This is a genomic window from Pontibacter beigongshangensis, from assembly GCF_014332515.1.
Taxonomy (GTDB): Bacteria; Bacteroidota; Bacteroidia; order Cytophagales; family Hymenobacteraceae; genus Pontibacter; species Pontibacter beigongshangensis.
Map to the genome: position 1 here is coordinate 18081 of NZ_VFSD01000039.1, position 13174 is coordinate 31254.

Consider the following 13174-nt stretch of genomic DNA (forward strand, 5'->3'; position numbering starts at 1 on the left):
CCTATAGAAAGATTCTGACATAATGCAGCAGCATCAAACAACTTAAACAGGCTCCGGAGGGCCTTTTTCATTGGAATAATTGCTGCTCAGTTGTAACTTAAAATTAGATATAGATGCCGCTTTAGGCAGCCTCAGGAGTAGCGACCAATACTTTCGTGCTAAAGGCAAGTGAGTCTTGTGTCTTATGTCCTGCATCTTGTGTCCTTTAAAAAAAACCACACCATATGAAAGCCAAAAGCTTTGCAACCCTTTGTTTTTTACTCTTAGCCGGCCTGTTTTCCTTTAATCCAAAACAGGAAAACAAGCCGGATCTGACTTTATGGTATAACGCCCCCGCCAAAGAGTGGACCGAGGCACTGCCCCTGGGCAATGGCCGGCTGGCCGCCATGGTGTATGGGGGAGTTGAAAAAGAGAGAATACAGTTTAACGAAGAAACCCTCTGGACAGGCGAGCCAAGAGAGTATGCCCGCCAGGGAGCCCATAAACACCTGCCGGAACTGAGAAAACTATTGGCCGAAGGCAAGCAGAAAGAAGCGGAGCAACTGGCCCAGGAGCACTTTATGGGCCTGAAAAGTTCTGAAGCAGGAGATCAGGCCAAGTGGAAAGAGAAAGCAACCGCCTTCCAGACACAGCCGGGCTCTCCCACCCTTGCCAAGTTCAACGACAGCCAGTGGAAAGAAATGAAGCTCCCAACCGAGCAAGGCTGGGAAAGCACCGACATTGAGGGCATGGAAGGCATGGACGGCGCTGTCTGGTTTAGAACTACTTTCGAGCTGCCTAAAAAATGGAAAGGCAAAGACCTGAAACTGGAACTGGGCAGAATTCGCGACGAAGACTTCACGTTTGTGAATGGCCAACTGGTTGGCAACACGACCGGCATCGGGAACCACCGCCGCTACATTATTCCGGCCAAGCTCCTGAAAAAAGGCAAGAACCAGATTTCGGTGCAGGTGCTCAACTACTATGACAAAGGCGGCATTATCGGCCACAAATTCGGCAACATTCCCCTTTCGGTCTACCCCGAAGGCGATCCGGAGCCGGAGAAAAACCTGATCGCGCTCAACACCAAACCCTGGAAATACTGGATTCAGGACGACATGCCACCAGCCGTACCTGCCTTCCAGGCATCGTATCAGGCGTTCGGCGACCTATGGCTCGATTTTAAAGGCCATGAGAACGCCACCAATTACAGGCGAGAACTTGATATAGAGAACGCTACATCCCGCACCAGCTACACCGCCAACGGCATCGAGTTCACACGCGAGTACATCGCCAGCGCACCTAACCAGGTGGTGGCAGTGCACCTCAAAGCCAGCAAGCCGGGCCAAATCACATTCGAAACGTCGCTGAGCAGTCCGCACAAAAAATCCTCTACCCGCAAAATAGATGAGCAAACCCTGGCGCTGAGCCTGCAGGTAAAGAACGGAGCCTTGCGAGGCGAAAGCTTCCTGAACGCCAAAACCAAAGGCGGAAAAGTAACGGTAACGAATGATAAGATAACCATAACCGGAGCAAACGAAGCCACACTTTACCTGACGGCAGGCACTAACTTCGTACGCTTCGACGATGTGTCGGGCAACCCGGAAGAAGTGTGCCGCCAGGCCTTGCGCACTGTTCAAAACACAACTTATGAGCAGGTAAGGGCAGAGCACGTAAAAGAATACCAGGGCTACTTCAACACGCTCACCTTTACCACGCCGCGTACGGCCAACGCCGACCTGCCTACAAACGAGCGTATCGCGAAGTTCTCCTCTTCGTCAGATCCGTCTATGGTGCCGCTGTACCTGCAGTTTGGCCGCTACCTGCTCATCTCCAGTTCACGTCCCGGCACGCGCCCTGCCAATATACAAGGCATCTGGAACGACATGCTGGTACCACCCTGGGGCAGCAAGTACACCACCAACATCAACGTAGAAATGATTTACTGGCCCGCCGAGCCGCTTAACCTCTCGCCCATGCATGAGCCCCTGTTCGACATGATCGACGAGCTGGCAGAAAGAGGCAAAGTAACAGCCAAGGCCCATTACAACGCCCCCGGCTGGCTCATGCACCACAACACCGACCTGTGGCGCGGCACCGCCCCTATCAATGCCTCGAATCATGGCATCTGGGTTGGCGGAGGCGCCTGGCTCAGCCACCACCTCTGGGACCGCTACGAATACACACAGGACAAGGAATTCCTGAAAGAGCGCGCTTACCCGGTAATGAAGGGGGCAGCCGAGTTTTTTGTAGACTTCCTGGTAGAAGATCCTAAGACCGGCTGGCTGATCAGCACGCCATCCAATTCGCCTGAAAACGGCGGGCTGGTGGCTGGCCCGACCATGGATCACCAACTCATCAGAAGCCTGTTCCAGAAAACAATTGCGGCTAGTGAGACCTTAGGCACCGATGCCGCCTTCCGTACCAAGCTAAAAGAAATGTGGCCTAAAATTGCTCCGAACCAAATAGGCAGACACGGGCAGCTACAGGAGTGGCTACAGGATGTCGACGACCCGAACAACAAGCACCGCCACGTGTCGCACCTGTGGGGCATGCACCCCGGCGACGATATTACCTGGCAAAAGAGTCCTGATATGATGAAGGCGGCCAAACAATCGCTGCTGATGCGGGGCGACGAAGGTACCGGTTGGAGCCTGGCCTGGAAACTGAACTTCTGGAGCCGGTTCCTGGATGGCGACCACGCCTATAAAATGGTGAACATGCTTATTCATCCGGCAGCAAAAGGAGGAGGCTCCTACCCCAACCTGTTCGATGCACATCCGCCTTTCCAGATCGACGGAAATATGGGTGGTGCCGTGGGCATAGCCGAAATGCTGCTTCAAAGCCACGATGGTGCCATTGATGTGCTGCCGGCCCTGCCAAAAATGCTGCCAGCTGGTGAAATAAACGGCATCCGTGCCCGGGGCGGCTACGAACTGAACCTGAAATGGGCAAACGGCCAGCTGCAGAATCTGGAGGTAACCTCACTGGCCGGGAACAAATGTGTGGTGCGCTATGCCGGTAAAACGGTAAGCTTCGATACGCAGAAAGGCAAAACTTATAAGCTAAATAAAGACTTGAAGCTGCTGTAGCCAAAGCTGCGGCAGCTCCGGAGGGCCTTTTTCATTAGAATAATTTAGTTCATGTGCTAATCGGAAAATTTGAAGATTCGAAGCTGGAGCTTGTAGCTAAAAATGCAACTTAAAGTTCCTAAAGCATTTGGTATATAACCTAAAAAATGACTCCGGAAGGGCAAAACCATTGGCATAATTGCTCCTGAAGTTACCTTAGCCCAAAGGGCCCCATTTAATTTTAAACAAGAGAATAAAACAACCAGTACCCTTCAACATGCTCACAAATAAACATTTCTTTGTCCCGCTTTTAGTTTTCCTGACGACCTGCTTTTCAGCTTTCGAGGCAGTTGCCCAGGTTGGCGTCCGACAGGAAATCTCCCTTAACAAGGGCTGGCACTCCATTGCCGACGACAAAAACATACAGGCACATAACGGGTTTGAACAAACCTCTTATGCAACTAAAAACTGGAAAGAAGTAGACGTGCCCCATAACTGGGACGGCTATGAAGGCTACCGCCGCATGCGCCATGGCAACAGGCATGGCTATGCCTGGTACCGCAAAACATTTCAGGTGGAGCCACAGCAAAAGGGGAAACGCTACTTCCTCTATTTTGAAGGGGTTGGCTCCTATGCCACTGTTTGGCTGAACGGAAAACAAGTAGGCTATCATGCAGGCGGCAGAACCACCTTTACACTCGATGTGACAGATGCCATTAACCTCGATAAGAAAGAAAACCTGCTGGCTGTTCGGGCCGATCATCCGGCCGAAATAAAAGACCTGCCCTGGGTGTGCGGAGGTTGCTCCGACGAACGCGGATTCTCTGAAGGCTCGCAGCCGATGGGCATCTTCCGCCCCGTTCACCTGGTTATTACAGACGAAGTAAGGATAGAGCCGTTTGGTGTCCATATCTGGAACGACTCCACTATTTCTGAAAAGTCTGCCCAACTCAACATCAACGCTGAGGTCAAAAACTACGGCAACAAAAGCAGAACCGTAACAGTTATCAACCGCCTTGTGGATAAAGCGGGTAAAACGGTGGCGCAATCCAAGTCGAAGTCCAAAATTAAGCCCGGCCAAATGGCAATTATCAGCCAGCGGCCGCCGGTTATCAACAATCCGCACCTGTGGTCGGTAGAAGACCCGTATTTGTACGCCCTGGTAACGGAAGTTGTAGAGAAAAACAAAACCATCGACCAGCTCTCCACGCCGTACGGCATCAGGTGGATAAGCTGGCCGGTTGCCAGAACTGATAACGACAAACGCTTTTACCTGAACGGCAAGCCCGTGTTCCTGAATGGTGTGGCAGAATATGAGCACCTGATCGGCCAGAGCCATGCCTTCAGCGATGAACAGGTACGCTCTCGCGTGATGCAGATGAAAGCAGCGGGCTTTAACTCGTTCCGCGACGGACACCAGCCGCACAACCTGCGCTACCACCAGCATTGGGATGAACTGGGTGTGCTGCTCTGGACACAGATTTCGGCCCACATCTGGTACGACACCCCTGAGTTCAAAGAAAACTTTAAAAAGCTGCTGGTAGATTGGGTGCGCGAACGCCGCAACAGCCCCTCGGTGGTAATGTGGGGACTTCAGAACGAAAGTAAACTCTCAGAAGAATTCTCGCGGGAATGCACCGAACTGATCCGGCAGCTCGACCCGGCCGGCTGGACACAGCGCCGGGTAGTTACCACCTGCAATGGCGGTAGCGGCACCGACTGGGATGTGCCCCAGAACTGGACCGGCACTTATGGCGGCGACCCGAATCTGTACCACGAAGATGTGCAGCGTCAGATCCTGATCGGGGAATATGGTGCCTGGCGTACGCTCGACCTCCACACCGAAGGCGAATTTGACCAGAACGGACCCGTTAGCGAAGACCGCATGACCCAGCTCATGGAAATGAAAGTACGGTTGGCAGAATCGGTGCGCGACAATACCTCCGGCCATTACTTCTGGCTCTTCACCTCGCACGACAACCCGGGTCGGGTGCAGGGAGGCGAAGGCCTGCGCGAGCTGGACCGCATTGGGCCGGTGAACTACAAAGGCACGCTCACGCCCTGGGAGGAGCCGCTGGATGTGTACTACATGTTCCGCTCCAACTATGCCCCCAAAGAAACAGAGCCGATGGTGTACATTGCCTCCCACACCTGGCCAAACCGTTGGACCAAGCCCGGCAAAAAAGACGGCATTGTGGTATACTCCAACTGCGACGAGGTAGAGCTGTTTAACGACGTGAATGCTAAATCGCTTGGCCGGCAAAAACGTCCGGCAGGCAAAGGTGTGCACTTCACCTGGAACGGCGCAGACATTAACTACAACGTGCTCTATGCCGTGGGGTATGTAAAAGGCAAGGAAGTAGCCAAAGACTATATTGTGCTCAACCACCTGCCGCAGGCACCGAACTTCAACGCGTTCCTGAAAGATGCCAAACCGCTTACGGCAGCAACCGCTAACCAAAACTACCTGTACCGTGTGAACTGCGGCGGCCCCGACTACACCGACAAGCATGGCAACAACTGGTCGGCAGATGTGCACAAAACCACTGCTAACACATGGGGCTCCAAATCGTGGACCGACGACTTTACAGGGTTGCCACCGTTCTTTGCCAGCCAGCGCCGCACCCACGACCCGATAAAGGGTACCGATGAGTGGCCACTGTTCCAGAACTTCCGATATGGCCTCGACAAGCTGCGCTACGAGTTTCCGGTGCCGGATGGCGAGTACCAGGTAGAGTTGTACTTTACAGAGCCCTGGCTGGGAACAGGCGGTGGCCTCGACTGCACCGGCTGGCGCTTGTTTGATGTAGCCATAAACGACCAGACCGTAATCGAGAACCTCGACATCTGGAAAGAAGTAGGCCACGATGGCGCCCTGAAGAAAACGGTAAAAGCAACGGTAACAGGTGGACAGCTGGTGGTTTCGTTTCCGCGTGCCGCTTCTGGTCAGGCGCTGATCTCGGCCATTGCCATCTCCTCAGCCAACACTGCCCTTAAACCGGCTCCGGCATCACCGGCTATTATCCAAAGTCTGAACGTAACAGACAAGGCAACGGCAAAAGAATGGTCGGCTCACACCTGGCTGGATGCCGGTGCCAAACAATATGCCAACAGCAAGACAGCTTTTATCACCTTGCCCTCAGACTGGTATGGCGCTGAATATCTACTTATGCCACAAACTGTAAAAGCAGCGAAAAGTGGCACAATAGCACAATTTACGGTAAGCACAGAAGCAGATGTTTTTGTGGGAATAGATGCACGCATTACCCAGAAGCCGGCCTGGCTGAAAGACTATGAAGACGCCAAAAGCGTGATCGAGAATAACCAGGAGACAGGCAACAAATTTGTGGTGTATAAGAAGCGTTTCCCGGCTGGTGCTACGGTAACACTTGGCAGCAACGGCAGCGTTCCTAAGGGTACGGCAGCCATGTATGCGGTGGCGGTAACGAAGGCAGCAAACATAGACCCGGCTTATGACCTGAAAACCACTACCCGCTACGATGCCAAAGCCGGCGAAGGAGCAGGTCCATCGTTGGTGACAGACCAGGTGGTGAATAAAAGAGCCACCGTAACTTTTAAAGAAGCCAACCAGACTAATATGGTGGAGTTCGATTTTGAGGTGGGTGTGGCCGACATTTATGCGCTGGAAGTACGCTACCACAACCCGCACGAAAGAGAGTTTAAAGGCAAAATGCAGTTGTTTGCCATAGATGGCACCTTGCTGAAAGAAGAACCGGTTGAGTTTACGCCTACACGGCCTACCAAGTGGAACTACATCAACAGCACCACGGGCAGCATGATTAACGCAGGCTATTACAAAATCCGCATTACCTCATCAGAAGCTGAAAATGTGAGCTTCTATGACCTGGCGGTGCAGTAGCCACTAGAGATAGTAGATACTAGATTATAAATCGTAGATTAAGCTTTAAATCACTCAATCTACTGGCGTTTCTATCAACAATGGCAGCTCTGTTGTGCAGGGTCCTCCACTTGGAGGCCCCGAACAGCGAGAAATAAGGAGAGAAGTGCTCTTCCAAACTTTTTAGTTCGGAAGTTTTCTGAAGAGCATTTCCTAATTTTCTTCAGACTGCGAACTACCCTGCTGCCAGGAATTAGCAACAGGAGCAGCAAAGCCAAAGGGCTCCGAAGGGCCTTTTTCATTGGAATAATTGGGGCTGTAGCCGACAGAAAACATAACTAGAAAGAACATGCGTCTACCATCTAACATAAATTACCTGGCAACTAAAAAGTTGCTCCTGCTTACTGCACTGCTGGCAATTGTTGGCTCTAACGTTAGCGCACAGGCCGTAGACACTACTTTACTCACGCAGGGCCGCTATTATACCGAAGCAGAAGGCAAGGCTGCCCTTGACAGGTTCGCCACCACCTACCACGACTGCAAGAGTTGGGAAAAAAGAGCTGACCGCATCCGGAAAGGCATTGTGGAAGGAGCCCGTCTGAAGCAACTCCCCACAAACACGCCCCTCAACCCGATTATCCACAGCAAAAAAACCTTTGATGGCTACACTGTGGAGAATGTGGCGTTCGAGAGCTTCCCCGGATTTTTTGTGACAGGCAACCTGTACCGGCCTACGCAGCAGCAGGCCTCCTACGCAGCCATTCTGTCGCCGCATGGGCATGGCAAAGATCCCCGCTTCGGGCCCGATGTGCAGCACCGCAGCGCCACTCTTGCCCGCATGGGCGCCATCGTGTTCGCCTACGACATGGTGGGCAACGGCGATGCTCAGCAGACCACGCACAAGCACCCGCTGGCCCTGCAGCTGCAAACGCACAACAGCCGCCGCGCCGTGGATTTCCTGCTCTCGCTCCCGGGCGTGGATAAAAAACGAATCGGGATAACCGGCGCCTCAGGCGGCGGAACACAAACCTTTGTGCTTACGGCCATTGACAACAGAATTGCAGTGTCGGTGCCGGTGGTGATGGTGTCGGCATTCCATTTTGGGGGCTGCGTGTGCGAAAGCGGCATGCCCATCCACAAAAGCAAAGACCACCAGACCAGCAACGTCGAAATTGCCGCACTCGCAGCACCACGACCCATGCTCCTGATCTCAGACGGAAAAGACTGGACCAAAAACACGCCGGAGGTAGAGTACCCGTACATCAAAAACGTGTACAGCCTCTACAACAAAACAGAGCAAGTGGAGAACCTCCACCTGCCCACCGAAGGACACGACTACGGACCGAACAAACGGAAAGGTGCCTACTTTTTTCTGGCGAAACACCTCGGTCTGACGCTGGAAAATATTATCAATGACGAAGGAGAGATACACGAAAGCTTTGTAAAACTGCTCCAACCCGACGACCTGCATGTGTTTAATGCACAGCATCCAAGGCCGGCTCATGCCGTAATGGGTGACGATGCCGTTACAAAGCTGGTGGCATCTTACGCAAACGGCAAAAAGAAGCGGAAGTAAACACAGTGGCAGAAATCAAATTATTCTAATGGAAAAGGCCCTCCGGAGGCTGATATACACTTGCCTCACTGCCATTAAAAAGAAACCAATTGTAAAAGGCGATCCGCGCTTCAGGGAGTCATAAACCAGAAAAAGAACTGCCAGGAAGAACGCCCTGGCAAATCATTTCCCCCTATAGCCTGCCAAAGCGTCATCACCACACACTACATCATAAAACAATAGATTATGCATCCGAACAAAAAACAGAAGCTGCTTTTATTTGCTTTCCTGTTCCTCTTTTCAGCCCATGCCTATGCCGCCGACATCTGGGTGTCGCCGAAGGGCTCCGACCAGAACGCGGGCACCAAGGCCTCCCCTATGGCTAGTCCTGCCATGGCGCTGCGCAAGGCCCGGGACTTGCGCCGCCTTTCCGATCCTTCTGTAGAAGGAGGCATCCGCATTATTTTCCAGGGTGGTGTATACGAGTTGTACGAGCCACTGCTGATCCGCCCCGAAGACTCCGGCACAGCCGCCAGCCCTACCACCTTTGAGGCGGCACCAGGCGAGAACCCGGTGTTTTCGGGAGGAGTGAAAGTAACAGGCTGGAAAAAAGCCAATGGCAACATACCGGGCTTACCAAACGCAGCAAAAGGCAACGTATGGGTAGCTGACTTACCCAAAGTGGGTGGCCGCCAGCTGGAGTTCCGCCAGCTTTGGGTTAATGACCAGAAAGCCACCAGGGCTACAAACCTGGGTGATGGCGTGCTGGACCGTATTCTGGCCGTGGACGGCGTGAAACAGGAAATGTGGATCCCAACCCCCAAAGTGAAATTCAACGACATCGACCAGTTGGAGTTCATTATTCACCAGTGGTGGGCCATTGCCAACCTCCGCGTAAAGTCCATCAAAACCGAAGGAAACAGAACCAAGCTAACCTTTCACCAACCAGAGAGCCTGGTAGAGTTTGAGCACCCCTGGCCTGCCCCTTTCATCGACGATAAAAAAGAATACAACGGTAACTCGGCCTTTTTCTTTGCCGATGCCATAGAGCTGCTGAACCAGCCTGGCGAGTGGTTTGCCAACAAGAAAACCGGCAAACTGTACTACTGGCCACGCCAGGGCGAAAACATGTCGCGCGCGGATGTAGAGGCGCCTTACCTCGAAACAATTGTGCAAGTGAAAGGCAACCTCGACAATCCGGTGCAGTATGTTAACTTTAAAGGAATCCGGTTTGAACACACCACCTGGATGCGCCCCTCTGAGCAGGGCCACGTGCCACTGCAGGCAGGTTGGTACCTGATTGAGGCCTACAAACTGAAAGAGCCGGGAACGCCCGACAAAGCGAAACTTGAAAACCAGGCCTGGGTGGGCCGTCAGCCGGCAGGCATGATGCTTACCAACGCCAAGCACATCAGCATAGAGCGCTGCGTGTTTACGCACATGGCTGCCACTGGCCTCGACTTTGTGAGCGGCGTGCACCATAGCCGGGCCGAAGGCAACGTGTTCAGCGATATTGGCGGCACAGGCGTTCAGGCCGGTTTCTTCGGAAGCGAAGATTTTGAGGCGCACCTACCCTACGACCCGACTGACCGGCGCGAGCTGGTGCACCACATTCAGATTGCCAACAACCTGATTACCGACGCCACCAACGAAGACTGGGGAGCCGTAGGCATCAGCATAGGCTTTGCGCACGATATCAACATAGAGCACAACGAAGTGAGCCACCTGAACTATTCTGGCATCTGCGTAGGCTGGGGCTGGACCAGAACCGTGAACAGCATGCGCAACAACCGCGTGCACGCCAATCACATCCATCATTTTGCCAAGCAGATGTACGATGTAGGCGGCATCTACATGCTCGGCTCGCAGCCAAACACCGAGGTCAGCGAAAACGCCATTCACGACCTCGAAAAAGCGCCGTACGCGCACATGCTGCACCACTATCAGTATATTTACTTCGACGAGGGATCTTCTTATATCCGCGCTGTTAACAACTGGACGGAGGTAGACAAGTTTTTCTCCAATTCACCAGGCCCCGGCAACCTATGGGAAAACAACGGCCCGCAGGTAGATGAGGCCATCAAGAAAAAAGCCGGCATCAAGCCTGAATTCCAGGATATCAAAAAGGACTTTCAGGCGTCTGCCAAGCAAAAGTAGTTGTTAGATTATAGAAGTTAAAGTTTACTTTGATTTTCAGGAGCCCTGCTTCCTTTGGATGGACATCGTCTAGAGGAGCAGGGTTTCTTTTTTGTTTGAATCTGTCTATAGGGCCCGACCCCAAGGATTTACAGGATTTGAAGGTGATTAGAATGATAGTACAATCCCATGCTTTCATACCAGTAATTTTTTTTTGCAAAAGTCAGGGTAACATTGCCAATTACATAGTTGCTCCTGATTATTCAAATGGAAGGCGCCCCCCTGTTCGGAAATCACATCATACCTGTTGTTGGTGTGCAAGTACCTTTTCGGATCAAATTAACGCCTGTACAAAGCAACAAGAGCCGGCTCTTGTTGCTTTGTACAGGCGTTAAACTACTGCTACTTTTTAAGTATCATTTTAACAGTTTGCACACCATCTGTGGTAGTTAGTCTGCCGAAGTAAATGCCTTCCGACATTCTTTGGCTTTCCAGCTCGTACTCGTACTGCTTGTTGGCTTCAGCAACACCTGTGGCCACTTTCTTCACCAAGGCTCCTTTTACATCGTATACCTCCAGGACAAAATTTTGCTCTTTGGCTACCGAGAAAACAATAGTAGTTCTGTCAGAGAAGGCGTTTGGATAGTTGTAGAACTCAGTGCCTAAAGTAGTCTCTGCCATACTAACTGCTTTTGTAGCGGTTGCAGTAATAGCACCACCACTTCCAGTTACAGAAAGTTCGCTGCTCCATCTTCCTTCGTTCACAACTACGCTCTGAACCGATTTGCTTCCATTCCAATTATTAGTGTACCATACACCACCTTTGGCGCGGTGGATAATAACTGCCAATTGATCGCCTCTTCCAGTATTCAGCACATCTGTCATGTCGAGTTGCATCGAGCAATTACCTTCTATACTTTCCTCTCTTCCATCAGCAAATATTTCTGAGATATTTGCTTTACCGGAAAACTGAGCGGTTGAGCCTTTGATGGCAAGTACAGAGATGGCATTGCTTTTCAGTTTATAAGTATGAAGTTCTGAAGATGCTACACCGTTTCTGTCGAGGTAACTTTTCACAGTGATTGTAACACCACCTTTGAAGTTCTTCATGCTCTTGTTATACTCCACGAAGAAGTCAAACTTAGTCTTCTTATCGGGTGCTCCCTTCACATAACCAGCAGAAGTGGCATTATCGAGGTAACCAGCTCCGCCAATTAATCCACCAGGGGTTGGTTTTGCAATTGTGCAGGTATTATCAGTTGTAGGGTCATTCGGGTTAGACCTATAATTACCACTTACAACAACTGCAATAGTTAAGGTAGTGGCAGCCGAGTTTCCAATGTTATATTGCACATTTGCTGTGGCTGTACCTACGCTGAGGTCGCCAGGTGTAACCAAGCCAACGGGCAGGTTCTGAGCACCATTAATAGGTGTTAAGGAACTGCCATTGCGAATAAAGAACGACACCTTGGCTGTTCTGATATCACCGCTATAATTCAGGTTGTTCTGAATGGTTGCCGTAAGTGCTAGCGTTGCCGTACTGCTGGTTGAACTTGTTGTCCAGTAGAAACTAGAGCCGGTATAGAAGGCATCGGCCACCGGATTAGCAGTTTGAGGTGTGATGGTTACAGTAGTAGTACCGTTGGTGTTATTATAATTTGTACCACCACTGAAAGCCCAGGTAGTAGATCCGCCTGGCACATTGGTATAACTTTCTGCAAAGGTTAAGGCAGCGCTTAAGTCCTCCCCAAAAACACCTGTGGCTGTGCCGCTTGCTGTATGTTCAAAACCATCGTAAGTACCACTATAAGGCGTAATAGCTATAGTAGCGGTCGCTTTGTTTATAGTAAGAACTCCAGCAGAATTGCTTACTGTGTAATTCGACAACTTAGCGTTTGGATCATTGATAGCGGCGACAATTGGATACCCTTCGGCCACAACGTCACTGGCTTGAGTGGCTGTGGTGCTATAGTTAACTGTTATACCATCTGTACTCACCAGACCAGTCACTGTTCCGGTCAGAGTTGGCACTGCTTCACCATACACTTTGGTTTTGTTTGCAACAACAAGGTTTAGTTGAGCAGGGCTAATTGTAAAATCAGCACCGATGTAGTTGATGATGTAATTGCTGTTGGCCAGAGAATTCTGATTGATGGCATAAGCGCCAACTCCCTCGCCTCCTGCTCGCTGAATGGAGCCAGAAAAGCCAATTACAGCACCATTAGGCAATACAGTACCAACCGCCGGACTTGCTGTGAATGCTAAACCTGGCTCTGCTTGTCCGTAAACTTTACCCTGATCGGCATTGGCTGTAACAGTTACAGGAAGTGGCGTGACTTCAAATTTATTGGCAGTTACAGCTAAGCTTATTGAATAATTGTCTCCTGCTGCCAAGTTTCCTAATGTATAGGCGTAGGCTCCTACTGTTTCTCCTCCTGCACGTTCTAAAGCGCCAGTGAAGCTATTGCTAGCCAGTAGAGATTCGCTTGGCGAATAAGCAAAGGTTGGATCTAGTGCACCGTAAACTTTGCTTTGGTCGGGATTAGGAGTTACAGTTATAGCTCTCTTCCCGAT

Annotated in this window: 5 protein-coding genes; 4 read left to right on the top strand and 1 reads right to left on the bottom strand. The window is 51.3% G+C overall.

The window, feature by feature from the left end:
- Window positions 1-224: 224 nt before the first annotated feature.
- The 4 genes from FJM74_RS21690 (at window position 225) to FJM74_RS21705 (ending at window position 10621) form a co-directional block, all read left to right on the top strand.
- Window positions 225-3071: a glycoside hydrolase family 95 protein gene (locus tag FJM74_RS21690; protein ID WP_187264747.1), complete on the top strand. Its 2847-nt coding sequence runs from the start codon at window positions 225-227 to the stop codon at window positions 3069-3071.
- Window positions 3072-3327: 256 nt separating this feature from the next.
- The gene (locus FJM74_RS21695) at window positions 3328-6930 is read left to right on the top strand and encodes a malectin domain-containing carbohydrate-binding protein (protein ID WP_187264748.1); all 3603 of its coding nucleotides are present in this window, start codon (window positions 3328-3330) and stop codon (window positions 6928-6930) included.
- Window positions 6931-7258: 328 nt separating this feature from the next.
- Window positions 7259-8485, top strand: a complete 1227-nt coding sequence (locus FJM74_RS21700) for an alpha/beta hydrolase family protein (RefSeq protein ID WP_187264749.1) — start codon at window positions 7259-7261, stop codon at window positions 8483-8485.
- A gap of 225 nt (window positions 8486-8710) precedes the next feature.
- The gene (locus FJM74_RS21705) at window positions 8711-10621 is read left to right on the top strand and encodes a right-handed parallel beta-helix repeat-containing protein (protein WP_241739292.1); all 1911 of its coding nucleotides are present in this window, start codon (window positions 8711-8713) and stop codon (window positions 10619-10621) included.
- 381 nt (window positions 10622-11002) lie between these two features.
- Here FJM74_RS21705 and FJM74_RS21710 read toward each other — a convergent pair.
- Window positions 11003-13174: MBG domain-containing protein (locus FJM74_RS21710; protein WP_187264750.1), on the bottom strand; the 2172-nt coding region annotated here is incomplete at its 5' end.

Bases quoted from the DNA above. Each gene is read 5' to 3' on its own strand.
- FJM74_RS21705 (WP_241739292.1), top strand. From the start codon at position 8,711: ATGCATCCGAACAAAAAACAGAAGCTGCTTTTATTTGCTTTCCTGTTC.
- FJM74_RS21690 (WP_187264747.1), top strand. From the start codon at position 225: ATGAAAGCCAAAAGCTTTGCAACCCTTTGTTTTTTACTCTTAGCCGGC.
- FJM74_RS21700 (WP_187264749.1), top strand. From the start codon at position 7,259: ATGCGTCTACCATCTAACATAAATTACCTGGCAACTAAAAAGTTGCTC.
- FJM74_RS21695 (WP_187264748.1), top strand. From the start codon at position 3,328: ATGCTCACAAATAAACATTTCTTTGTCCCGCTTTTAGTTTTCCTGACG.